Below are 24,040 nucleotides of genomic sequence, written 5' to 3' on the forward strand. Positions count from 1 at the left end.
CAGGTGTTGTGCCGTCGCAAAAGACAAGGTGTCGTGCATTGAGCTTGCAACGCCCTCCGCCGTCATGCTTGACGTTTGAAATCTACTACGCGCAACAAAAAAAGACCCCGGTCAAAACCGGGGTCTTCCGCGTTTAAAAAGGAAGGACAGATTACTCTGCGCCTTCTTCTTTCTTTTCTTTCTTCTCAGGAGCGATCTCTTCGCCGGTTTCCTGATCAACGATTTTCATTGACAGGCGAACCTTGCCGCGATCGTCAAAGCCCAGCAGCTTGACTTTCACTTCCTGACCTTCCTTCAGAACATCCGACGGATGGTTCAGGCGGCGGTTTTCGATCTGGGACACGTGAACCAGACCGTCGCGTTTGCCAAAGAAGTTCACGAAGGCACCGAAGTCGACGATCTTGACCACTTTACCAGTGTAGATCTGACCTTCTTCCGGCTCGGCGACGATCGAATGGATCATCTCATAGGCCTTCTTGATCGATTCACCATCCGGCGAGGCGATCTTGATGACGCCGTCGTCATTGATGTCGACCTTGGCACCCGAAACCTCAACGATTTCGCGGATGACTTTACCGCCCGAACCGATCACTTCACGGATCTTGTCGGTTGGGATGTTCATGGTCTCGATGCGCGGGGCGTGGACCGAGAATTCGTTGGTCTCGGACAGGGCTTTGCCCATCTCGCCCAGGATGTGCATCCGGCCGTCCTTGGCTTGCGCCAGGGCTTTCTCCATGATCTCGGGCGTGATGCCCGCGACCTTGATGTCCATCTGCAGCGAAGTGATGCCGTTTTCGGTACCAGCAACCTTGAAGTCCATGTCGCCCAGGTGGTCTTCGTCACCCAGAATGTCCGACAGGATGGCATATTCGCCGTCATCTTCCAGGATCAGACCCATGGCCACACCGGCAACTGCCGATTTCAGCGGAACGCCTGCATCCATCATCGACAGCGAACCGCCGCAGACCGACGCCATCGAGCTGGAGCCGTTGGATTCAGTGATCTCCGACACGATACGGATTGTGTAGGGGAAGTCGGTTGCCGCAGGCAGAACCGCCTGCAGTGCGCGCCATGCCAGTTTGCCATGACCAATCTCACGACGTCCCGGAGGGCCCACACGACCAGCTTCACCAACCGAGTAGGGAGGGAAGTTGTAATGCAGCAGGAAGTTCGATTTAAAGTTGCCATGCAGCGCGTCGATGAACTGTTCATCGTCACCGGTGCCCAGCGTGGTCACGGCCAGTGCCTGCGTTTCACCGCGGGTGAACAGGGCAGAACCATGGGTCCGTGGCAGCATCGAGGTTTCTGCAACGATCGAACGGATGTCGGTGGTAGACCGACCGTCGATCCGCTTGCCGCCTTTGACGACGTCTCCGCGCAGAATGCCAGCTTCCAGCTTCTTCATTGCGGAACCGAGGTTGCCGTCTTCCAACTGCTCTTCGGTCAGGGCTGCCATGATTGCTTCACGGGCCGCGGCAACAGCGGCGGTGCGCTCTTGCTTGTCGGTGATCGCGAAGGCTGCACGCATCTGCTCTTCACCTGCGGCCTTAACGGCAGCGGACAGCTCAGAATAGTCGGGCGCCTGGAAGTCAAACGGCTCTTTCGCGGCGTCTTCGGCCAATGAGATGATCAGGTCGATCACCGGCTGAATCTGTTCGTGTGCGAATTTGACAGCACCCAGCATCTCGGCCTCGGACAACTCGTAAGCTTCCGATTCTACCATCATCACGGCGTCTTTGGTGCCGGCAACAACCAGATCCAGTCGCTGTTCAGGGTTGAGGCGCAGGTCCTGCATGTCGTCTACGGTCGGGTTCAGGATGTAATCGCCATCCTCGAAACCAACGCGGCAACCGGCGATCGGGCCCCTGAACGGTGCGCCGGAAATGGTCAGCGCGGCAGAGGCTGCGATCATCGCCACCATGTCGGGGTCGTTGACCAGATCGTGGCTCAGCACGGTGCACATCACCAGAACTTCGTTCTTGAAGCCGTCAACGAACAGCGGGCGGATCGGCCGGTCGATCAGACGCGCGGTCAGCGTCTCTTTTTCAGTCGGGCGCGCCTCGCGCTTGAAGAAGCCACCCGGAACTTTACCGGCGGCATAGTATTTCTCTTGGTAGTGGACGGTCAGCGGGAAAAAGTCCTGACCGGGTTTTTGTTTCCGCGCAAAGGTCACGTTTGCCATCACGCTGGTCTCGCCCAGCGTGGCAATCACGCTGCCGTCCGCCTGACGGGCAACCTTGCCGGTTTCCAGTGTCAGCGTCTCTTCGCCCCACTGAATTGATTTCTTTGTTACATCAAACATTTGCGTATCCTAGAAGGGAGCACTCCCGCCCCTGCGGGTCTCCCGTTTTGCATGGCGGCCCCATTGCCGCCGACCCCATTTTAGCTTTCGTCTGAGTGCCGGGGTCAGGGCACAACGTCTCAGATGCAGCGCGCATACATGAGAATGGGCCGGATTGAAAGAGGTGTCACTTTCGTTAGCGATCATTGGTCTGGTTAAGTCTGGCTTGAACCGCGAACGTCCCCAAGCTCAGAATGATCGCTCGCGAGATTTGCGTAGCCCCCGAATGTCGGTTGCCGTTTCCGTCTCGGGTAATGAGACCGGCGCGCGCGGGGTTTCATTGCCGTCTAATTTCAGCAGCGCGAGTGCGGCCACTGACCAAATCCACGAATTGAGCCAAAGCAGGGCAGCGCCTGAAGCTATCCCTTTCAGAATGGTGTCGAGATCGAAACTCGGCAACGACTGCGTGAGAACAAGAGACACAACCGACAGAATGAGGGGGAAGATTGCAAACAAAGAGGTAAGAACGTCGAAAAAAAACTGCAGGAAGATTGAAACGAAGAAGACGCAGAACAATGGAATGAAACTACGTCCGAACCCGTTGAAAAAGCCTTTGCTTGGCGCACCTTGGCCTGATCCTCGGGCTGCGCTTGCCATTGGTACGGCCATGACGGCATAGGCAACCGCCAACAGAATGTATGCCACGACAACTTTGACGCCCACAGCGAGAAATGCGAACGAAATCTTGATGGGTTCTGCAGCATCCCTGAGCGCAGTCAGGGATATCGGTTCGCCTAACGTCCATAGGGAAAACAGCACAGCTACGATATTTGCAAAAACGGCTAAGCCACCTAATGCGACCATAAAGAACACCCCGTACAGGAGTGAGTTCAATGCCAGCGTCGTTAGATCTGTGCGGCGTAAATCACCTTTGATTGCCAAGGCTACACGAATTCCGAACAGGCTGATGAACACCGCTGTGACCGGCCCGCTGATGTAACCCGCCAACCCAAGGGTGACGATATTCAGAATAACCGACACAACCATAGAGGCGACGCTGATTAGAATGACTGGGAAAATCATGCGCACAAAAACAGTGAATGAAAGGGGGATCGATTTGAGGATAATCGTCATGGAAAGAGCCTGTAGATATTGGGTTGTGTTTGCGCAAGGCGGGACGTTCGACCCGTCTGACAAAGTTCTGGGTCTAGGATAATACCTTGAGTCATTGAAAATTTTGCTTTGCAAGCATCTACCTACAGTAGATTTGTTTGCAAGAGGTCGGCGTAGGTGTTTAAGCCGTTTCCTGACGTCAGCTCTCGCTGGTGTAGATTAGCCTCTTGTCTGGAAAGAGAAGCGACCGCTGTCTGCGCGACTGATCGTCCTACAAGGATTGTGACTATTTTCTGGATGGACGCGCGCGTCATTCGACTTAGGATCGTTGCCTGTGTAACATGCGCTGATTGCCCGAGGACGCCATGACCTTCCGCCTGCAGTTCATTACTTGGACCTTACTGGCCCTTTGGGGAGTTACAGCGGTGAATGCGTCGCCCGTGTCAGTTGGATGGCCCGATCTGCCGGATCCGGCGATGCAGGAGTTCGACGATCCCTACCGTGATCTCAGCCCGGAACAGTTCGACGATGTCCTTTTTGTGGTTCGCCTGCGCGGCAGGTTGCAGCAGGATGTCGGCACCGAGGAAGAACGACAGACGTGGCAGGAACTGCTTTTGGAAACCGAGGATGCGCTGACGTCGGACGACATAGACGTCGACTGGCTTCTCGAACAGGTTCCGGTCGTCACCGAACGCCGGGAACGGGCTGGCGCGGCCGGCAATCCGCAATTCGATGGCCAGACTGTCACGCTGAGCGGCTTTGCCATTCCGGCACCACCGGAGGCAGATGGCCAGGAGGTTGCCTATTTGGTGCCCCAGTTTGGAATGTGCAGTCACATGCCTCCGCCGCCGCCAAACCAGATGATCCGCGTGCAGTTGGATGGCACCTGGACCCCGGATTACGCCCATGTTCCGGTTCGTGTAACCGGAACGCTGTCTATTGATCCGTCTGATCGTGAATTTGTCGTGGTAGATGGCTTGGTGCCGATGCGGGCGACGTTCAAACTGGACGTGACAGAGATTGAGGATTTGAGTGAGGCGGGCGATGCGCCCGGGGCGCAGCTCAGCCTGACGGACCGAATTCGGGCAGCGGCGCACAAAAAAACAGGAGGTGGAAAAGCAACCGAGTAGGGTTGTCAGCTAATGTGTTCGCCTCAGTCCGATTCACTTGGAACCGGGCCGAGGCATAGATGTCATAGGATCGCATGAGCCAGGATCATCACAACGCCGCAGCCCAACGCATAACCGGCATCGACCGTGATCGCGAAATTGCTTTTCTGCGCCCAAGCGCCAACCGAGACCGCCTGTGCTGCCACGGCAAGGATCGCCAGCAGGGCAACACTCAGACTGTTGGTGGTTTCGGTCACTGCAATCACCGCTGCCAGCAAGATCAGGAACACAATTTGCGCGGCCATTGCTGCCAGTGGTGGTGTGTCAGGCGGTGTTGGGTCAATCCGTGTGCCCTCGGCCCAGCGCTTTTGAAAACCGAGCGGTCCATAGACCAGATAACCCAACAGAAATGCCGCGATTACCCCTGTTGCAAGCGCTAACCAGTTGATCACAGCGCGTCCTCCAGCGCCACCAATATTGCGGTCCAGCCACCTTCGTGGTTGTCCCGGCTTTCCTGCGACGGGAACCGGATGTGATGCAGGCGCAACTGCGTACCTTTGTCAGTTGGGGTGAAATCCAGCGTCACGGTGGAATCGTCCTGACTGTAAGGAGAGTTCCAGGTAAATTGCAGCCGGTTCGGGCGGTCGATGACCTTGTATTCGCCCTCATGCGGCAGATCACCGGCCTCGGGGGCGCGCATGACGATTTTGAACCGACCGCCGACCTTGGCGTCGGATTGCGCCTCGGACACCGTCATTCCTGGCCCGGGCAACATGAATTTGGCCAGCATTTCCGGGTTCAGCCAGGCATCGAATACCTTGTCGGGCGGATGCGGGATGGCGCGTGTTATTTCAAGTGACAGATCCGTCATCTTCTGGGTCCTCCAATGCAGTTTCCAAGGCGTCCAGCCGAAGCGCCCAAATCGAACGCAACCCGGCAAACCAAGAATCAACGGCTGACAAGGGGGCCATCTGAACCTCGATCAGATGCTCACGCCATTCTGTCCTGCGCTGCACCAACTCGGCGTTTTCCAGCACCTTGATGTGCTTGGACACCGAATTGAGGCTCATATCAAACTGCCGCGCGATGTCCGTCACCCGCAAAGGTCCCTGTTGCGCAAGCATCGTCAGGATTGCGCGGCGGGTTGGGTCAGACGCGGACTTCAATATCGCGTTGAGGTCATATCGACTCTCTCGTTCAACCATTTGGATGAATTACAACCTTATTCTGCTTCAGTCAACCACTTGGGTGAATAACACATCACCCGAACGCCTGGCCAGTCAATGTTGCGAGTTGCTGCCACTGGATGTCGGTGGCAGGTTGGCCTTGCCCTGATTGGCGCTCGGCACAGGTGTTCTAGGTGACAGGCGACATGGTTACGATCAGTTTGACCACCCTTTCGGCGACCTGCTCGGCGAAGGTCTTGGGAACCCCCCAAACACAAACATCGCATCTATCAGCAGTGAGGCCAGGAAGGCATAGTCGCTTTCCACCTGCGGCATCGATCTGCCGACTTTCGAGCATCTCGATCAGGGCTTGCCGGTCGCTGAACACCATATTGCCGCGCGTTTGCGGTGAATCCTCCCATGCGCTCCGAAGTACCGGAGCGACAAGAGTTCGCGCCGTCAGGGACCCGAAACCGACATGCACCGCTTGTTCAGTTTCTGATCGAATGCGTTTGATCTGGCAGTGTTGGGCAGCAAACTCAGCCTGCGATTTCTGGGCAGCGGCCAGGGGCTTTTCGGATGACAGCTGTTGCTTCGCCGGGTTTGCACGGCTTGAAGATCCCCAAATAACCTCTCGTTGAACACTAGTAGTGAACTTGAGGGTTGGCTATCGCTAACATAACAAAAAATGAATGCGTTTTGTGAAATTTTGATGACAGTGTAGGCTGTTACCACTCAACCCGCGGTCGAAATGACGGAAACACGCCAAGGGGGTCACAATCTCATTCCCGTCCGTCGACCGAATACCTTGGCGCTTGCACTTAGCGAACAAAGGGCAGTCGAATGGTACAAACGAAGAAAATGTTGGATCCGGATCCACGGATTTACGACTTCGAGACGGAATACGAATTGGGGCAGGACAACGTCCGACCGTTCGGTCTGGACATCCACAATCCGGTCTTTTTGATCTCGAGCATCCTGATTTTTGCGTTCGTTCTGATCGCTCTGGCAAACCAGGAAGCCGCGGCCACCTTTTTTGGATGGCTCAGGCCCTGGCTCACCAGCACATTTGACTGGTTTTTGGTTCTGTCTGTTGATGCAATCACCTTGTTTTGCCTGGCTCTCATTATTCTGCCGGTGGGTAAGGTTCGTATCGGCGGAAAGGATGCTAAGCCAGACTATTCCTATGCTGGATGGATCGCGATGATGTTCGCGGCTGGCATTGGTATTGGTCTGCTGTTCTTTGGCGTGATGGAGCCGGTTTACTACAACTTTGCCGAAGATGGTGGTGCCAGCCCCTTGGGTATCGATATCGCGGTACCAGGCAATGAATATGCCGGTATCGTCGGAACGATCCACCATTGGGGCCTGGAAGGCTGGGCGATCTATGCTGCTGTGGGCCTGAGTTTGGCGATCTTCAGCTACAATCTCGGGTTGCCACTGACGCTGCGATCCGCCTTTTACCCGATCCTGGGCGAACGTGTCTGGGGCTGGTGGGGTCATATGATCGACACACTGGCGGTGTTTGCGACGTTGTTTGGCCTGACAACCTCTTTGGGTCTGGGCGCGCAACAAGTCGCGGCGGGTCTCAATGAGGTCTTTGGCATCGAACCCAGCCCGACAGTCACCGTATTGCTAATCATCGGTATCACACTGATCGCTTTGGGATCGGTTCTGATGGGCATGGACGCAGGCGTCAAACGGCTGAGCGAGATCAATATGGTCATGGCCGTAGGTCTGTTCCTCTTTGTCATCGCTGTTACAGGCATCGGCACCGCGTTTTCACGCTACTTCAGCGTGATGACGGACTATGTCACGCACTTGCCCGCCCTTTCGAACCCGTTCGGTCGAGAAGACACCAGTTACTTCCACGGATGGACAACCTTCTATTGGGCCTGGTGGATTGCATGGTCGCCTTTCGTGGGCATGTTCATCGCCCGCATCTCAAGGGGCCGTACGGTGCGTGAGTTCATCATTTGCGCCTTGCTGGCACCGACCGCAGTCTGTGCGCTGTGGATGTCCACCTTTGGTGGCGCAGCCATCGACATGCTGAACGCAGGTGGTGCAGAAGGTGTCCGCGCCACAGTGATCGACAGCTACGCCCCCGAAGGCGCGCTGTTCGGTTTCCTGAAGGAACTGCCGCTCTACAGCATCGTCGCCCCCATTTCGCTTGTCCTGATTGTGGTCTTCTTTGTCACATCGTCAGATTCCGGCTCGCTTGTGATCGATACGATCACCGCGGGTGGCAAGATGGACGCGCCGGTGGTGCAGCGGGTGTTCTGGTGCACACTCGAAGGGCTGGTGGCCATTGCACTCTTGCTTGGCGGTGGCCTGTCGGCGCTTCAGGGTGCAGCGGTGTCAACGGGCATACCGTTTACGTTGGTGGTTTTGATGATGTGCTACTGTTTGTGGCTGGCGCTGAAATCGGAACGCGCAAAGATCTAAACCGTAGTTTCGAAACACGTGAAAACGCCCGCCAATCCGGCGGGCGTTTTCACGTGTGGGTGCGTGTTGGTCAAAGGGTTGCTTGCTTTACAGAGCGATGGACCGACCTGTCAACGCCACCTTAAAAAGCGTGCCCTATTCGGCCGGAGCAAACCCCGTAATCAGCTGACGCAGCCCAATGGCGGCCCCTGCGAAGATTGCGATAAACGCAATTGGTGCGCTGAAGGCAAGCACCGAAAACGCCGAGATTCCCTGGCCTACGCTGCAGCCCACTGCAAGAATTGCGCCGGGGCCCATGATAGCGGCGCCTAGTAACTGGCGCCGCAATTCGCGGGGATCTTCACACGCTTCCCATCGGAAATGGCCCTTGGAATATGACCCCAAAACCGCCCCGATGACGACACCCAAGACCGATCCGACGCTAAACGACAAGGCATTGCCCGAAGCGGTCATCCCATAGATGATGGTGTCTCCGATCGGGGCTGCGAAGGTGTGTGTTTCAATTGGCTCGGCATCAAACCCGGTTGTGGCGATCCAATAGGTGCCCACCCAGCCAGATACCACGGCAAGCCCAACCACAGATGCCCAAAAGACTTGTTTGTACGATGGGCGTGTTTCGGCACGTGCGATGGCAAGCACAACAAGCCCGGTTCCGATGACGAGGCCGGTGACCAAAGGGGCCACACCGTAAACTTCAAACAACTGCGCGAACCCCTGAGGAGAAGTGGCACCCGTCACTTCGGGGAACAACCAAACGCGGGCATGGGCCAACGGCCCGGACATCACGAAATAGGCGGATAACGCCATCACGACGACGATGACAAAAGACCGCAAGTCGCCTCCCCCCAAACGCGCCAAAGCGCCGTAGCCGCAATTTCCGCTCAGCGCCATGCCATAGCCGAACATCAGACCCCCGATGATGGTGCCAAGTGGGTTCCATACGCGATCAAGATAAGCGGTTTCCGACCCGTCAAGCAGGCCGAACCCAATTGCCAGATGCGCCCCGACAATGGCGACACCGATGGCAATGGCCCACATTTTCAAGCGACGGTTGTCGGCCCCGTAAAGCGCGTCTTCGATTGCACCAAGCGTACAAAACCGCCCGATTCTGGCGGCAAGGCCAAGTGCGATCCCACCGATCAAACCGATCAGTGCGGCAGTGTTTGCTTCTCCGAGTGTCTCCAGCACCTGGGTCCTCCCCCGACCAAATACCAGTTACCTATCCGGTCAGTCTGTACGACAGAACAGATCGTACACGACTTCCATGATTTGTCTTGGTCGGTCGTCCGCCAGGCTGTAGAAGATGGCCTTGCCCTCGCGCCTTGGCACAACGAGCCCCTCATAGCGAAGGCGCGACAATTGCTGTGAAACAGCGGCTTGTCGGGCGGAGAGCAGCTCCTCAAGCTCAGTCACCGATTTTTCGCCCGACGCCAGATGGCACATAATCATCAACCGGCCTTCGTGGCTGATGGCCTTCAGAAAGTTGGATGCGCGTTGCGCATTTTCCATCATGCGCTGCATGTCTTCTGCACAGATGTTCTTGTCGAACACCGGCAGACGCGAAACAGTTTGAGGTGTGCTTTCAGTGTTGTAGGTCACAAAAAGGTTTCCTTTACCCGGTTTGTTTCAAGTCTATTCCTGCGCGTTCGAACATCATGGCCAGCAGGCCCCAGAAAAAGTCTTCCCCCGGGTATCCCTCAATTCGCCCGACTTCACGACCATTTTCAACCAGAATAAATGTTGGAGTAAAGTGAACCCTGCGATCGAACGCAACGTCGGGTGCTTCGCTGTGCACGTCATAACGCTGCAACGGGGCGGTGCGCCCTTCTGCGGTTTTCGGATAGATATGTGCGATTTCCTCGTTCCATTTGGCGCACCAATAGCACCCCTGTTCCTCTGCCATCAGCAGATAGGGGTCAGCTGTTGCCGAAACCGGCAACATCAGAGCTAAACAGGCGACCAACGCCTTTATCATTTTCAGACGTCCCAAATTGACGAGCACTGGTTCTTTCATCATAATTATATTTTTGAATATCTCAAGCTGTGAGGCCAGAGCGACATGTTTGACGTGACGATTATGGGTGCAATTGTCGCCGGGCTGCTGTCCTTTCTGTCGCCTTGTATCTTACCCATCGTGCCTTTCTACCTGAGCTATCTTGCCGGCGTTGGGATGAACCAGATTTCGGCAAAGGCTGAAATTTCGCAAGCGGTGCGGGTCAGGGCTGTTCTGGCCGCGTGTTGTTTCGCGTTGGGCGTCGTTACGGTTTTTGTGGGACTTGGTGCAACCGCGACCGTGTTCGGCGGCCTGCTGAGAGAGCATTTTGATGTACTGCGCTGGGTTGCGGCCGCCATCATCATTGCGATGGGCCTGCATTTCCTTGGGGTGATCAAGATCGGCTTTCTGTACCGCCAATTCCGCGCCGATGCTGGCGACACCTCGAATGTTGGCCTGTTGGGGGCTTACGTCATCGGGTTGGCATTTGCATTTGGTTGGACGCCCTGTGTTGGGCCGGTTCTGGCGGCAATCCTGTTTACGGCTGCGGGGCAAGACACTGCCGATCAGGGGGCGCTACTGCTATTGGCATATGGGCTGGGCATGACCTTGCCTTTTGTTGTTGCCGCCTTGTTCATCGGGCCATTCATGTCCTGGATGGGCCGGTTTCGAAAACACCTTGGCTTGATCGAGAAACTGATGGGGGCGTTCTTGATCCTCTTTGGCATTCTGATCGCTACCAACTCGATCAACTACATTGCTCAATGGATGCTGGAACATGTGCCTTGGTTCAGTGCGATTGGATAAATCCCAGGAGGAGATCATGAAAAGACTAGTCCTAACGTTGGTTTTGATGCTGATGGTTCCGGCGGCCGTTGCGGCCGAGCTTGGCGATGATGGCCTGCACAAGGCACCTTGGATGCGCGATACATTCATGGATTTGCGCGAAGACCTGGCCGAGGCTAATGCGGAAGATAAGCGCCTGATGATCATCATCGAGCAGCGCGGCTGCATCTATTGCAAGAAGATGCATGAAGAGGTGTTTGTCATCCCGGAAATCGAACAATTCATCGAAGACAACTATTTTGTTTTACAGATCAACATGTTCGGGGATGTTGAGATCACCGATTTCGATGGTACTGTGCTGCCCGAAAAGGACATGGTCAAACGCTGGGGCGCCTTGTTTACACCCAGCATCTATTTCTTTCCATCCGCGGTGGGCGATGACCTGACTGCTCCGCAAGCTGCAGTGGCAAACATGCCCGGTGCCTTTGGTCGGTGGACAACCTTCAATATGCTGAACTGGGTTGTCGAAGAAGGATATGAAGGGGATGAGCCGTTCCAAAAATATCATGCCCGCAAGTTTGAAGAGCAAAACGGCTGATGATCTGTTGGCTTTGAAATTTTAGTGCGAAATTTTCTGCATCAGCAAAGTAATTGAAAAATTCATCTAAATGAATTTATTGTTGCGAACTGCTGAATGTGTGCATTAGTGTACAGAAAACGACCGACAAGAATCGTCTTTGGGAGGAGGCATGAGAAACGCGTTGAAGCTAGGCTTTGCCATGATGCTATGTGCATCAACCGCCACAGCGGGTGAACTGAAACCGATGGACGTGTCCTTTACGGATGGCGCGGTTGAAACATCCTTGACCGGCGTCGCCGGTGATCCAGCAACGGGCAGGGCGGTTTTTGCAAACCGCAAAGAGGGTAACTGCCTCGCCTGCCATACCAACTCGGAAATACCCGAAGAAGGCTTCCACGGCGAAGTTGGCCCTCCAATGGACGGCGTAGCGGATCGTTGGACCGAAGCTGAACTCCGCGGGATCGTTTCGAACTCGAAGAATATGTTCGAAGGGACGATCATGCCCGCTTTCTACATCGACAGCGGCTATGAGCGGCCACTGGATGATTTCGCAGGCCAGAGCATTTTGACCGCGCAGCAGGTCGAAGACGTCGTGGCCTACCTGATGACGCTGAAAGAACAGTAATCCACGAAATTTGGAGCATGATATGGAACTGACACGGCGAAAAATCCTCGCGATCGGCTCCGGTACGCTTGCCCTGGCAAGCTTTACCGGTCTTCCGGCGTTTGCCAGCCTGACGGACGAAGCGATCGCAGCCCTGACCGGGGGCGCTGACATTGGCGAAGGTGTGGTTGTACTGACCGCGCCGGAAATCGCAGAGAACGGTAATACCGTACCCGTCAAGGTCGAAGCACCCGGTGCCGTTTCGATCACGCTGTTCGCAGATGGCAATCCGGTGCCGAACGTCGCAACGTTCAACTTTGGCCCGCTCAGCGCGTCACGCAGTGCATCAACGCGTATCCGCCTTGCCGCAACACAGAACGTTGTTGCCATCGCCAAGATGGAAGACGGTTCATTCCAGATGGCGAAAGCCAATGTCAAAGTAACAATCGGCGGTTGCGGCGGCTGAACTCACGAAACGCAAGGAGAGACACTATGGCATCTGGTGTAAAACCCCGGGTCAAAGTCCCAAAAACGGCGGCAGCAGGTGAGACGATCACCATCAAGACCCTGATCAGCCACAAGATGGAAAGCGGGCAGCGTAAAGACGATGATGGCAACATCATCCCACGCTCGATCATCAATCGCTTCACCGCTGAATTCAATGGCCAGAACGTGATCGATGTGACGTTGGAACCGGCGATTTCAACCAACCCCTATTTCCAGTTCGAAGCTGTTGTCCCGGAAACCGGTGAGTTCAAGTTCACCTGGTATGACGATGACGGGTCCGTCTACGAAGAAAGCAAAAAAATATCGGTCTCGTAAGAAGACAAGGGTGCAGAGCCAGGGAGGTAGCCACATGCGCGCGACATTATGGATTACGGCAGCAGCGATTGGGTTGGCCGGCGCCGCGACTGCTCAGGACAGCAATTCGCTGAGCATTGACGGTGAGGCAATGATCACTGAGGTGGCAGCGCCGGATCATTTGGAAAATATCGACACTATCTATTCCGGATGGCGGTTTCGTTCGCCGGAAACTCAGGCCCTGGAAGTGGACGACTTTGACAACCCGGCATTTGTGTTCGTTGAGCAAGCCGAGGATCTGTGGGAGCAGGTCGATGGGTCAGCCGAGAAATCATGCGCGTCCTGCCATGAGAGTGTTGAAGAGTTCGCAGGGCTACGAGCTCAGCTACCACGTGTTGAAAACGGCGAACTTGTTACGCTGGAGGATCTGATCAACCGCAGCCGCGTCGAACATATGGGTGCCGAGCCCTGGAAATGGTCGGGCGGCCAGATGACGGCGATGACCGCGCTTATTGGCGTGCAATCACGTGGTATGCCTGTCGAAGTTGCCATCGACGGCGATGCCGCGCCTTTCTGGGAAAAAGGAAAGGACCTGTACTATACGCGTGTCGGTCAGCTGGACATGGCCTGCTCGAATTGTCACGAAGACAATTATGGCGTCATGATCCGGGCGGACCACCTGTCCCAGGGCCAGGTCAATGGCTTTCCCACCTATCGTTTAAAGAACGCAAAGCTGAATTCCATCCACGGGCGCTTCAAAGGATGCATGAAGAACATTCGGGCCACACCCTTCAAAGAAGGCGGTGACGAGTTCAAAGCGCTGGAGCTTTACATAGCGTCGCGCGGCCAGGGCCTGTCGGTCGAGACGCCTTCTGTAAGAAACTGATGATCTGACTGGCCCCGTGTCATGCACGGGGCCATTGCACTTTTTTAAAATTCAAACATGCGCATGTGTTTAAGGGAGCAGGCAACTATGATTTCGCGTCGAGACTTTTTGCAGGTCGGGATGGCAGCTTCAGCCATTGTAGGCGCGTCCGGTTTCGGGAATTGGGCGCGGCTTGCAGCACAACAGTCTCTGACACAGGACCAGTTGTTAGAGTTCGACACGTTCGGCAATGTCTCCCTGATCCATGTCACGGATATTCACGGACAGCTGAAACCGATCTATTTCCGCGAGCCGTCAATAAATATTGGCGTCGGCGGCAACAAGGGCGTTGTACCACATGTGACGGGTGCTGACTTCCGGAAACTCTATGGCATCGCCGATGGCAGCCCCAGCCACTATGCGCTGAGTTCCGGGGATTTTTCATCTCTTGCACAGACCTATGGGCGTGTTGGCGGGCTTGATCGGGTTGCAACTGTGATCAAGGCGATCCGCGCAGATCGTCCAGACGCCATTCTTCTGGATGGCGGCGATACCTGGCACGGTTCTTACACCTGTCTGAAGACGCAGGGCCAGGATATGGTCAATGTAATGAACGCCCTGGCGCCGGACGCCATGACATTTCACTGGGAACTCACCTTAGGCAGTGATCGCGTCGCCGAGTTGGTTGAACAGCTGCCCTTTGCGGCCTTGGGGCAGAATATCTTTGACGCGGAATGGGACGAACCGACCGAGCTGTTCCCCCCCTACAAAATGTTTGAACGCGGCGGCACAAAGATCGCGGTCATTGGGCAGGCGTTTCCGTACATGCCCATCGCAAATCCCGGCTGGATGTTCCCTGAATATGCCTTTGGCATTCGTGACGAACACATGGCCGCGATGGTGGAAGAGGTGCGCGCCGCCGGGGCGGAATGTGTCGTCGTGCTGAGCCATAATGGTTTCGACGTTGATAAGAAGATGGCGAGCGTTGTCCCCGGAATCGACGTCATCCTGTCTGGCCATACGCACGACGCCCTGCCCGAGCCGGTACAGGTTGGTGAAACCATCATCGTGCCGTCAGGCTCGAACGGAAAATTCGTTAGCCGTGTTGATCTTGATATCCGTGACGGTCGGATGATGGGGTATCGGACGAAACTGATCCCAATCTTCTCGGATGTGATAACTCCGGACGCCGAAGTGGCCGCCCTGATCGACGAACAGCGCGCGCCCTATCTGGCCGAGATGTCCGAAGTCATCGGGCAGACCGACAGCCTTTTGTATCGGCGCGGGAATTTCAATGGCACCTGGGACGACCTGATCTGCGACGCACTGCTCAGCGAGCGTGACGCGGAAATCGCGCTCAGCCCCGGTGTACGCTGGGGCCCGTCGCTGGTGCCCGGTCAGGATATCACCCGCGAAGATATCTTTGGCGTGACTTCGATGTCTTATGGTCAAGCCTATCGCACCGAGATGACAGGGGATTTCCTGAAAGTCGTGCTTGAAGATGTTGCTGACAACATCTTCAACCCGGATCCCTATTACCAACAAGGCGGCGATATGGTGCGCACTGGTGGGCTTGGCTATCGGATCGACGTGTCCAAGCCGCAGGGCGAACGTATCTCGAACATGACGCTTGTGAACACGGGCGAGGCGATCGATCCGGCCAAATCCTATGTGGTTGCCGGATGGGCGTCGGTTAATGAAGACACCGAAGGTCCGCAGATCTGGGATGTCGTGGAAAGCCACATTCGCAAGCTGGGTACCGTGACGGTACAGGATAACACCAATGTCGACGTTGTCGGCGTTTAAATAAAACTGGAGACTTGAGACATGGATGAGATGTTCAAGCCGTCCCGCCGAGCCTTCCTGAGAGGCGGCGCCGCGATCGCGGCCGGCTCGGTTGCGGGCTCGGTTGCCGCCCAATCCGCTGACCCGTTGATCACCGAGCTGCAGGACTGGGCCTCGTACACCGGCGCAGGCGTTGACGAAACGCCCTATGGCCTTCCGATTCACTTCGAAAGCGATGTGATACGTCGGAACGTGGAATGGTTGACGGCTTCGCCGATATCATCGATCAACTTCACGCCGATTCATGCGCTTGACGGGACGATTACGCCTCAGGGATGCGCATTCGAACGGCACCATTCCGGCGCCATCGAACTGAGCAAAGGTGACTATCGCCTGATGATCAACGGGTTGGTCGATCAGCCGCTGGTCTTCACCTATGACGATCTTCAGCGGTTCCCGCGCGAAAACCATGTCTATTTCTGTGAATGCGCCGCCAATACCGGCATGGAATGGGCAGGTGCACAGCTGAATGGTGTGCAATTCACCCATGGCATGATTCACAACATGGAATATACCGGTGTGCCGCTGCGCCTGTTGCTGCAAGAGGCTGGTTTGGATGCGGCCGGGGACTTTGCGGACAAATGGGTCTATGTCGAAGGCGCGGATGCGTCGTCCAACGGCCGGTCGATCCCAATGGAAAAAGCGCTGGATGACGTTTTGGTCGCGTTCAAGGCCAACGGCGAGGCGCTGCGGATGGAGCATGGCTATCCTGTGCGTCTGGTCGTGCCCGGCTGGGAAGGCAACATGTGGGTCAAATGGCTCCGCCGGGTTGAGGTGACGGATGCAGCCGTGGAAAGCCGCGAAGAAACGTCGAAATACACGGATGTGTATGAAAACGGAGTTGCGCGGAAATGGACTTGGGTCATGGACGCGAAATCGGTCATTACCTCTCCCAGCCCTCAGATGCCGATCAAACATGGCCAAGGCCCGTTGATCATTTCCGGTCTTGCATGGTCCGGCCACGGTCAGATCACCAGGGTCGACGTCTCCAAAGACGGAGGCATTACCTGGGACACGGCGCGGCTGGGGAAACAGGGTGACACAAAGGCCCTGACTCGGTTCTATCTGGATACGGACTGGGACGGCGCGCCGATGCTGCTGCAAAGCCGGGCGATGGATGAAACCGGATATGTCCAACCGACCAAGGAACAGCTGCGTGAAAAGCGCGGCGAAAACTCTGTCTATCATAACAATTGTATCCAGACCTGGTACGTGAATGCAGAAGGGATCGCCGAGAATGTCGAAGTCTCTTAGTAGTATCTATCTTCCTGTATTTGGTGGCATCGCGCTGGTTTCCAGCCTTGCTGTGGCGGTTGCAAATCGCGGATATGGCGACAGCCAGATTAACACGCTGAAGACACGGCTGTCGCAGGTCGAGACCCATGAGGGCGTGGCGCGGGCATTGGCGGATGAAAATGCGGCGCGGGTTGCCGAACTGGAAACGCAATTGCAGGAGGTGCAGGCCAACATCAGCGCTGCCCCCGCCGGTATAGGCGTTTCAGAACAGGCGCCCGCACATGACGGGAAACTTGGGGTTGGACGCGAAGCTCTGCCCGCAGAGATCGCTGCATGGGATGTAGATGTTCTTCCGGATGGGCGTGGTCTGCCGGAAGGTTCAGGCGATGTGTTCACGGGGGAAGAGGTCTTTGCCGATAAGTGCGCCTCCTGCCACGGAGATTTTGCCGAAGGCGTCGACAATTGGCCGGTTCTTGCTGGCGGTTTTGACACGTTGGCCGACAAGGATCCGGTTAAAACCGTCGGCTCGTACTGGCCGCATTTATCTACGGTCTGGGACTACGTGAACCGCTCGATGCCTTTTGGCGAGGCCGGAACGCTAAGCGCTGACGAAACCTATGCAGTCGTTGCTTATATTCTGTATTCCAACGATTTGGTGGATGATGAGTTCGAGTTGACACAGGACAATTTCGCAGCGTTCGAGATGTACAATAAGGACGGCTTTGTGATCGATGATCGGCCTGATCTGGAATACGCCGAATGGTCCGTCGAACCCTGTATGGAGAACTGCAAAGACAGCGTGGAAATCACCATGCGGGCCACGTTCCTGGACGTCACGCCGGAAGAGGGCGGAGAGTCGGTGATGAACGACGCAACCACGTCCGATACGCCAACATTTACTGCGGCCTCGACGTCAGCCGCTGACACCGAAACACCCGCAGTTTCCGTAGATGGCACTGCCAGCACCGCCGGAATAGACCCTGAATTGGTCGCGGCGGGCAAAAAAGTCTACAAGAAGTGCAAGGCCTGCCATGCTGTCGGAGAAGGGGCCACCAACAAGGTAGGCCCGCAGTTGAACGCTTTGATCGGGCGGGAATTCGGTGCGGTTGATGGCTTCAGTTACTCGTCCGTCTTCAAAGCGGCACATGACGAAGGCCGTGTTTGGGACGAGGTTACGCTGGACGAATTCCTGGCAAAGCCAAAGGCCTATATGAAAGGCACCAAGATGAGCTTTGCTGGGTTGAAGAAAGAGCAAGACCGGGCCGCAATAACAGCGTATCTCAAATCAATCGGTGAATAGTAGATGGTGCCATTTTTGCGACTTTATTTCTCAGTTCTCGCCATGACGGTTTCTACCGTCGCGGCGGCGAATACGCTCGGGGATCCCGAGGCTGGAAAGAAGGTTTTCGCAAAATGCAAAGGCTGCCATCAGGTCGGCGAAGGGGCGCGGAACCGTATTGGACCGCATCTGAACGGCTTGTTCGGCCGCCCCGCCGCCGGGTTGAAAGAGTTTACCTATTCCAAAAGCATTCAGCGCGCTGGATCCAGTGGGCTGGAATGGCATGCTGAAACCCTGGATGCGTTCTTGGAAAACCCACGGTCCTACGCCTCTGGAACGCGGATGAGCTTTCGTGGGCTAAAAAGCCCTGAAGACCGGCACAATGTCATCGCGTATCTGCGGTTGTTTTCGGATGACCCCGCAAACATCCCCGAAGCGGACCCAACTGCCACGGCAACCGATCACGACATCGATCAGGCCATTTTGGCAATTCAGGGCGATCCCGAATATGGCGCGTATCTGAGCAGTGAATGCACAACCTGCCATCAGGCGGACGGAGGGGATGCGGGCATCCCGTCAATCGTACTATGGCCGGAAGACGAATTTGTTGTCGCCATGCATGCCTACAAGACCAAGCAACGCAACCATCCTGTCATGCAAATGATAGCAGGACGGCTCAACGATGAAGAAATCGCCGCCTTGGCGGCGTATTTCAACAGCCTCGACAACTGAGGCAAAACAGGGAGGAGACTGCAATGAAGATGAATAGGAGGATTTTTCTAGGCAAAACCGCCGTGGCGACGGCCGCCGTGGCTGCGCCAATGGTTTTGGCGGATGGCCATGCCAAACCACGCGTCGTCGTTGTCGGAGGGGGTGCAGGTGGTGCGACCGCAGCCCGCTATATCGCCAAAGACAGCAAAGGCGAGATCGACGTAACACTTATCGAGCCGACGCGGACCTATTACACCTGCTTCTTTTCAAACCTCTATCTTGGAGGCTTCAAAGAGATCGAGGATATCGGCCATTCTTATGGCGGCCTTGCAGCCGGTGGTGTCAACGTCGTGCATGACTGGGCCGTAGGTGTCGACCGCGATGCCAAGACAGTATCGCTTGCCGGTGGTGGCAATGTGAAATACGACAAGCTGATCCTCAGCCCCGGTATTGATTTCGTCGACATGGCCGTCCCCGGTTGGGACATCTCGGCACAAAATGCGATGCCCCACGCGTATAAGGCCGGATCACAAACCGAATTGCTGAAAGCGCAATTGATGGCGATGCCCGAAGGCGGCACATTTGCTATGGTGGCCCCGACAAACCCGTATCGTTGCCCGCCCGGCCCGTATGAGAGGGTCTCGATGGTCGCGCATTATTTGAAAGCCAATAACCCGACTGCCAAAATCATCGTTGCGGACCCCAAGCCAAAATTCTCGAAAATGGCGCTGTTCCAGGAAGGTTGGGCGAACCATTACGAAGGGATGATCGACTGGATCGGTGAGGATTTCGGTGGCGGCAATGTCAGTGTGGACCCGGCTGCAATGACTGTGACGATTGATGGTGAAGAAACCAAGGTTGATGTCTGCAATGTTATCCCGGCCATGAAAGCCGGTCGTATTGCCGAGATTGCGGGTGTGACCGATGGCAACTGGGCTCCGGTCAACGCGGCGGACATGTCCACCAAGGCCGATCCCGACATCTATGTCCTGGGGGATGCCTCGCAACAAGGGGACATGCCCAAATCGGGGTTCTCGGCCAACAGCCAGGCCAAGGTGTGCGCCAATGCCGTGCGTGGTGCGTTGACCGGATCCAAAGTGTTCCCGGCCAAGTTCTCGAACACCTGCTGGTCCCTCATCGAAACCAATGATGGCGTCAAAGTTGGCGCTACTTACGAGGCGACACCCGAAAAGATCGCTAAGGTGGATGGTTTCATTTCCCAAACAGGCGAAAGCGCTGATCTGCGCAAAGCCACCTACGAAGAATCTGAGGGTTGGTATTCAGGAATTACCGCCGACATGTTCGGTTGAGGCGATTGGACGTCCTTTTTGCGCATCAGGCATCAAGGGCGTCTCTTTGAACTCTCCGCATAACGTTTAAAGGCCCCGGCCGCAGATCTTACGGCGCTGAACGAAGAAGGAGCTGCAATATGAAGACGACACTTTTGGCACTTGCCATGACCGCTGGTGCAGCCGCCGCCGAGCCAATACTGGTGCCATTTGATGGCAGCTTCGATGACGCAACCTTTGCCGTCGAAAGCGCGATTGTCGGCAAAGGGCTGGTGATCGATTCCGTCAGCCATGTTGGTGACATGCTGAACCGCACAGGTCAGGATGTGGGCAGCGAAGTGACGATTTTCGACGATGCCGATATCTTCCTGTTCTGCTCGGCCGTCATCTCGCGCGAGGTGATGGAAGCGGACCCGATGAATATCGAGTTTTGTCCTTATGGTATCTTTGTCACAGATCGGGAAGGCCAGGTCATGGTAGGGTATCGATCATACCCAGATGGGCCGATGCAGAAAGTGCAGGCCCTTCTCACTGACATTGCTGCTGAGGCAGCGGGGAACTAATGAACTACCAAGGCTTCTTCCGATCCAAACTGACGCGCTTGCGTGATGAAGGCAATTATCGCGAGTTTGCCGAGCTTGAACGCCACAGGGGGCAATTCCCCAGCGCGACCTGTCACAATGGGCCGGGCGAGGTCACTATATGGTGTTCGAACGACTATCTGGGCATGGGACAATCCCCCAAGGTGCTGCAAGCCATGCATGACGCGCTGGATCGCACCGGAGCCGGTGCAGGAGGAACGCGCAACATCTCCGGCACCACGCATGATCACGTGTTGCTCGAAGATGAGCTGGCTGATCTTCATGGCAAGGAAGCCGCGCTTTTGTTCACCTCGGGATATGTGTCCAACTGGGCTGCCCTGGGTACTCTGGCCTCAAGCATTCCGGACTGTGTCGTCCTGTCTGACGCGCTGAATCACGCGTCGATGATCGAAGGGATTCGTCATTCCCGCGCCCAAAAGGTGATCTGGAAACACAACGATCTGGCCGATCTGGAATCGAAGCTGGCCGCACTGCCGATTGACCAGCCGAAACTGATCGCGTTTGAAAGCGTCTACTCGATGGACGGAGACATCGCCCCGATCAAAGAGATCTGCGATCTGGCCGAGCGCTACAATGCAATGACCTATCTTGATGAGGTCCACGCCGTTGGTCTTTATGGTCCAAGGGGTGGCGGTATTGCCGAACGCGAGGGTCTTATGGACCGGCTGACGGTCATTGAAGGCACGTTGGGTAAGGCCTTCGGCGTCATGGGCGGTTACATTGCGGCCTCGGCCGAGGTTTGTGATTTTGTGCGTTCATTCGCCAGTGGATTCATATTTACCACCGCGCTGCCACCCGCCATTGCGGCCGGGGCGGCGGCCTCGATCCGGCATCTGAAGGACAGCGATCAGGAACGCGCGATGCAACAACAGCGGGTGGCCGAAGTGCGGGCCAAGCTGGATGCGATAGGTTTGCCCCATATCGACAACCCCAGCCATATCATTCCCGTGATGGTGGGCGACCCGATGAAGTGCAAGTTCATCTCGGACACGCTGCTGAAGGACTACGGCATCTACATACAGCCCATCAATTACCCGACTGTGCCGAAAGGGACCGAGCGTCTGAGGATCACGCCGTCCCCTGTTCACACGCAGCAGGACATTGATCGATTGGTCACAGCACTTGAAGACCTTTGGTCCCAGTGCCAGTTGGCCCGGCAGCCTTTGGCGGCGCAATAACCATCTAGATCTGACTACGAATTGACCGATCTGGCGTCTTGTCCCAAGGCCATCAGGACATGGGTTCCAATCGCACCGATCCACATGCAAAAGACCGCAACCCATGCCGTCAGTGCAAGAATGGCGCCGCCCGACATACCGGCCCCAACGGCGCATCCGCCTGCCAGCATGCTGCCAAACCCCATCAGAACACCTCCGGCCAGGTAACTCTCCATCGGTGTGTCGGCCTCGAACCGTTGGATCTTGGCCTCACCGGTGACAAGCGCGACGCTCAGGGCACCCGTAAAGACGCCGGGAACCAGCCCCAGTCCGAAACTCATGGGCAACACGCGTTCATTGACCAATGCCATCAGGGTGTCGGCGGACGGTCCTGTGAAGGTGATGGATTGAACGGGAACCACCTCGAAGGAAACCGCAGCGACCCGGTAAGTCAGGAACCAGCCCGCAAAAACCGCCGTGCCCACAAGCGCTGCTGAGAGCAGTTCTGATTTTCGCAGGTTCTGCGACATGCCAAATGCTAGGGCTCCCAGCAAGGCCAGCCCACAAGCGATCCCGACAACAGGCGTGGTTTCGAGCAGCAACCTTTCTGACCCGCCGGAAACTGTCCAGATCCCGGCCAGTTTTTCGCGCACCGGGGCCAGAACGCCGCGATACGATGCCTGCGCCGTCAAGGTCAGAACAAGGCCTGTCACAATTGTCCGAAGGTTGCCTGAGGCAGACAGAACCAGGAGTCGGCTGGCACAGCCCCGCGCCAGAACCATGCCGATTCCGAACAACAGACCCCCTATTACGGCGCCAGACAGGCTGCCGGTTCCGGCAAGTTGCCGCGCGGTGCTGACATCCAGATGACCTGACAGAATTGCGATTTGAACCATTGCCAGCCCGGCAGCAAACGCCACAAGCCAGATCGCCAGTTTTGGCCCAAACGAAAGTTGCGCAACCTCTACCGTCGCAGCCCGTAAGCAAAACCGCGAATGGTAGGCGGCCGCGCCGAAGACAAGCCCGACACCAGCGCCTGACGCCATCAGGAGCTTTGGTTCGCCGAACTGATCAATGAGTTGTTCCATTCAAACCGCTGGTTCGTGGTCAGTTGAACCACCATGCATCGGCTGTTTCAGAGCGTCCTTGACTTCGCGCAATTGTGGCGGGTCTAACCGGCAGTCGAAATATCAATCTCGGGGTGTTCAATTTGGAGACACCCGGTGGCACCCGCCTACTCAAACTCCATCTGCTCGTACACGCGTCCGGCATTGCGGGTCGCCAGTTCTTCGAACGTATCCAAATTTGCGTAGGGGCTTTGGTCAACATAGTAGGCCTCGGCCAGATCCCCGCCATTGTCCAGATGTTCGCCGACTTTCTCGCGCAGATAGACAAGATAGTCGTGCGTGTATCGACGGACCTGATCCATGTTGGTCGGATGGCCGTGCCCCGGAATGACATAGGTGGCATTCAAGGGCTCGAAGGCTGTTTCCCAGGTTTCGATCCAGTCCAGCACGATCGTGTTCTCAAAAATGGGTAGCATACGCTCGTGAAAGGCCATGTCCCCGGCAATGACCAGACCCTGATCGGGCAGCCACACCTGGGTATCACCCGGCCCGTGCGCGGGGCCCAGATGCAGCACGTCAATCCGGAACCCTCCCATTTCGATGATTTTCTTGTCTTCGAACGTCTCGGTCGGGGCGGCAATGAACGTGCCTTCGGCCTTGTCCCGGTTGTAGCCCTTCATTTGCTCAAGCAACCGGTTTCCCTGTTCCTCGACCTCATGCGCCGCGTCGACATGTGCCAGGATCGGTACACCCTGTTCGGCCCAGTACGAATTGCCCAACACAGCATGACCCTGACCGTTCTCGTCGATGACCAGTTTCACGGGTTGGTCCGTGATGGCCTTGATTTCTTCGTGCAATGCCCGTGCCAGAATATAGGCCGCCCCGCCATTGATCACGATGACGCCGTCCCCCGTCACTATGAAGCTGAGGTTATTGTTGTGACCACTGTTGTCGTAGGTTGGCGGGGCAGTTGCACCTATCGCGGACCATACATGTGGAATGACTTCGACCGGTTTGGAGTACAGCGGGGATCCCGGATACTGATCTGCAATATCTTCGCTGGCAAAAGCCGGCGACGCCAGAAGGATCAGAGAGATAGTTTTGTGCATGA

At 56.1% G+C, this 24,040-nt stretch carries 25 protein-coding genes; 15 read left to right on the forward strand and 10 right to left on the reverse strand.

All coding sequences use genetic code 11. The features are described 5' to 3' along the window. Positions 1–151 precede the first annotated feature (151 nt). Together pnp and Q1B21_RS11520 are read right to left on the reverse strand one after the other, a co-directional pair. Positions 152–2,302 (reverse strand): polyribonucleotide nucleotidyltransferase, encoded by a 2,151-nt coding sequence (gene pnp, locus Q1B21_RS11515; RefSeq protein ID WP_299889483.1) that lies wholly within the window; start codon positions 2,300–2,302, stop codon positions 152–154. A gap of 228 nt (positions 2,303–2,530) precedes the next feature. Further along, positions 2,531–3,415 carry a hypothetical protein gene (locus Q1B21_RS11520; RefSeq protein WP_299889486.1) on the reverse strand — a complete coding sequence of 295 codons (885 nt, stop codon included), beginning with the start codon at positions 3,413–3,415 and terminating at the stop codon, positions 2,531–2,533. Positions 3,416–3,759: 344 nt separating this feature from the next. Here Q1B21_RS11520 and Q1B21_RS11525 point away from each other — a divergent pair, with 344 nt between their 5' ends. Beyond that, the gene (locus Q1B21_RS11525; protein ID WP_299889488.1) at positions 3,760–4,524 is read left to right on the forward strand and encodes a DUF3299 domain-containing protein; all 765 of its coding nucleotides are present in this window, start codon (positions 3,760–3,762) and stop codon (positions 4,522–4,524) included. A gap of 62 nt (positions 4,525–4,586) precedes the next feature. Here the strand turns inward: Q1B21_RS11525 and Q1B21_RS11530 are convergent, their stop codons facing one another. Genes Q1B21_RS11530 through Q1B21_RS11540 form a run of 3 tightly spaced genes read right to left on the reverse strand, consistent with a single transcriptional unit; the run spans position 4,587 to position 5,708 of the window. Beyond that, positions 4,587–4,955, reverse strand: a complete 369-nt coding sequence (locus Q1B21_RS11530) for a DUF1761 family protein (RefSeq protein ID WP_299889490.1) — start codon at positions 4,953–4,955, stop codon at positions 4,587–4,589. Further along, on the reverse strand, positions 4,952–5,374 hold the full coding sequence (locus Q1B21_RS11535; RefSeq protein WP_299079159.1) for an SRPBCC domain-containing protein: 423 nt from the start codon (positions 5,372–5,374) through the stop codon (positions 4,952–4,954). The genes Q1B21_RS11530 and Q1B21_RS11535 overlap by 4 nt, the downstream gene beginning before the upstream one ends. Next, positions 5,355–5,708: a helix-turn-helix transcriptional regulator gene (locus tag Q1B21_RS11540; protein WP_299889492.1), complete on the reverse strand. Its 354-nt coding sequence runs from the start codon at positions 5,706–5,708 to the stop codon at positions 5,355–5,357. Before Q1B21_RS11540 ends, Q1B21_RS11535 begins: the two co-directional genes overlap by 20 nt. An 804-nt stretch (positions 5,709–6,512) precedes the next feature. Between Q1B21_RS11540 and Q1B21_RS11545 the strand changes: the two genes are divergently transcribed. Continuing rightward, the gene (locus tag Q1B21_RS11545; RefSeq protein WP_299889494.1) at positions 6,513–8,114 is read left to right on the forward strand and encodes a BCCT family transporter; all 1,602 of its coding nucleotides are present in this window, start codon (positions 6,513–6,515) and stop codon (positions 8,112–8,114) included. Positions 8,115–8,249: 135 nt separating this feature from the next. On the opposite strand, the gene Q1B21_RS11550 is transcribed toward Q1B21_RS11545, so the two are convergent. From Q1B21_RS11550 to Q1B21_RS11560, 3 genes are all read right to left on the reverse strand, one after another. Then, positions 8,250–9,302: a YeeE/YedE family protein gene (locus Q1B21_RS11550; RefSeq protein WP_299889496.1), complete on the reverse strand. Its 1,053-nt coding sequence runs from the start codon at positions 9,300–9,302 to the stop codon at positions 8,250–8,252. Between the two features lie 39 nt (positions 9,303–9,341). Further along, positions 9,342–9,635 carry a helix-turn-helix transcriptional regulator gene (locus Q1B21_RS11555; protein ID WP_298934550.1) on the reverse strand — a complete coding sequence of 98 codons (294 nt, stop codon included), beginning with the start codon at positions 9,633–9,635 and terminating at the stop codon, positions 9,342–9,344. Positions 9,636–9,726: 91 nt separating this feature from the next. Further along, positions 9,727–10,089, reverse strand: a complete 363-nt coding sequence (locus Q1B21_RS11560) for a hypothetical protein (RefSeq protein ID WP_299079151.1) — start codon at positions 10,087–10,089, stop codon at positions 9,727–9,729. 84 nt (positions 10,090–10,173) lie between these two features. Between Q1B21_RS11560 and Q1B21_RS11565 the strand changes: the two genes are divergently transcribed. The 13 genes from Q1B21_RS11565 (at position 10,174) to hemA (ending at position 21,883) form a co-directional block, all read left to right on the forward strand. Further along, complete coding sequence (locus Q1B21_RS11565; protein ID WP_299889498.1) at positions 10,174–10,914, forward strand: cytochrome c biogenesis CcdA family protein; 741 nt, start codon at positions 10,174–10,176, stop codon at positions 10,912–10,914. Between the two features lie 16 nt (positions 10,915–10,930). Continuing rightward, on the forward strand, positions 10,931–11,491 hold the full coding sequence (locus Q1B21_RS11570) for a thioredoxin family protein (RefSeq protein ID WP_299889499.1): 561 nt from the start codon (positions 10,931–10,933) through the stop codon (positions 11,489–11,491). Between the two features lie 151 nt (positions 11,492–11,642). Beyond that, complete coding sequence (gene soxX / locus Q1B21_RS11575; protein ID WP_299079145.1) at positions 11,643–12,098, forward strand: sulfur oxidation c-type cytochrome SoxX; 456 nt, start codon at positions 11,643–11,645, stop codon at positions 12,096–12,098. 22 nt (positions 12,099–12,120) lie between these two features. Continuing rightward, on the forward strand, positions 12,121–12,543 hold the full coding sequence (gene soxY / locus Q1B21_RS11580) for a thiosulfate oxidation carrier protein SoxY (RefSeq protein WP_299889502.1): 423 nt from the start codon (positions 12,121–12,123) through the stop codon (positions 12,541–12,543). Positions 12,544–12,569: 26 nt separating this feature from the next. Further along, positions 12,570–12,899: a thiosulfate oxidation carrier complex protein SoxZ gene (soxZ, locus tag Q1B21_RS11585; protein WP_298934382.1), complete on the forward strand. Its 330-nt coding sequence runs from the start codon at positions 12,570–12,572 to the stop codon at positions 12,897–12,899. A gap of 34 nt (positions 12,900–12,933) precedes the next feature. Beyond that, positions 12,934–13,764: a sulfur oxidation c-type cytochrome SoxA gene (gene soxA, locus Q1B21_RS11590; protein ID WP_298934384.1), complete on the forward strand. Its 831-nt coding sequence runs from the start codon at positions 12,934–12,936 to the stop codon at positions 13,762–13,764. A gap of 87 nt (positions 13,765–13,851) precedes the next feature. Next, on the forward strand, positions 13,852–15,549 hold the full coding sequence (soxB, locus tag Q1B21_RS11595) for a thiosulfohydrolase SoxB (protein ID WP_299889505.1): 1,698 nt from the start codon (positions 13,852–13,854) through the stop codon (positions 15,547–15,549). Between the two features lie 21 nt (positions 15,550–15,570). Beyond that, on the forward strand, positions 15,571–16,842 hold the full coding sequence (gene soxC / locus Q1B21_RS11600; protein ID WP_299889507.1) for a sulfite dehydrogenase: 1,272 nt from the start codon (positions 15,571–15,573) through the stop codon (positions 16,840–16,842). Beyond that, a complete protein-coding gene (locus Q1B21_RS11605; protein ID WP_299889509.1) occupies positions 16,826–18,124 on the forward strand; it encodes a c-type cytochrome in 1,299 nt (432 codons plus the stop codon). The genes soxC and Q1B21_RS11605 overlap by 17 nt, the downstream gene beginning before the upstream one ends. Before the next feature lie 42 nt (positions 18,125–18,166). Further along, the gene (locus Q1B21_RS11610; RefSeq protein WP_299889511.1) at positions 18,167–18,835 is read left to right on the forward strand and encodes a c-type cytochrome; all 669 of its coding nucleotides are present in this window, start codon (positions 18,167–18,169) and stop codon (positions 18,833–18,835) included. A gap of 23 nt (positions 18,836–18,858) precedes the next feature. Next, entirely contained in the window at positions 18,859–20,124 is a 1,266-nt protein-coding gene (locus Q1B21_RS11615; RefSeq protein ID WP_299889513.1) for an NAD(P)/FAD-dependent oxidoreductase, read from the forward strand. A gap of 119 nt (positions 20,125–20,243) precedes the next feature. Beyond that, positions 20,244–20,666 carry a DUF302 domain-containing protein gene (locus Q1B21_RS11620; protein WP_299889515.1) on the forward strand — a complete coding sequence of 141 codons (423 nt, stop codon included), beginning with the start codon at positions 20,244–20,246 and terminating at the stop codon, positions 20,664–20,666. Next, positions 20,666–21,883 carry a 5-aminolevulinate synthase gene (gene hemA / locus Q1B21_RS11625; protein WP_299889517.1) on the forward strand — a complete coding sequence of 406 codons (1,218 nt, stop codon included), beginning with the start codon at positions 20,666–20,668 and terminating at the stop codon, positions 21,881–21,883. The genes Q1B21_RS11620 and hemA overlap by 1 nt, the downstream gene beginning before the upstream one ends. Before the next feature lie 14 nt (positions 21,884–21,897). Here the strand turns inward: hemA and Q1B21_RS11630 are convergent, their stop codons facing one another. Both Q1B21_RS11630 and Q1B21_RS11635 read right to left on the reverse strand, forming a co-directional pair. After that, the gene (locus Q1B21_RS11630) at positions 21,898–22,950 is read right to left on the reverse strand and encodes a YeeE/YedE family protein (RefSeq protein WP_299889519.1); all 1,053 of its coding nucleotides are present in this window, start codon (positions 22,948–22,950) and stop codon (positions 21,898–21,900) included. 146 nt (positions 22,951–23,096) lie between these two features. Continuing rightward, entirely contained in the window at positions 23,097–24,038 is a 942-nt protein-coding gene (locus Q1B21_RS11635) for an MBL fold metallo-hydrolase (RefSeq protein WP_299889521.1), read from the reverse strand. Positions 24,039–24,040: the final 2 nt, after the last annotated feature.

The organism is uncultured Ruegeria sp., assembly GCF_947504215.1.
Lineage (GTDB): Bacteria > Pseudomonadota > Alphaproteobacteria > Rhodobacterales > Rhodobacteraceae > Ruegeria.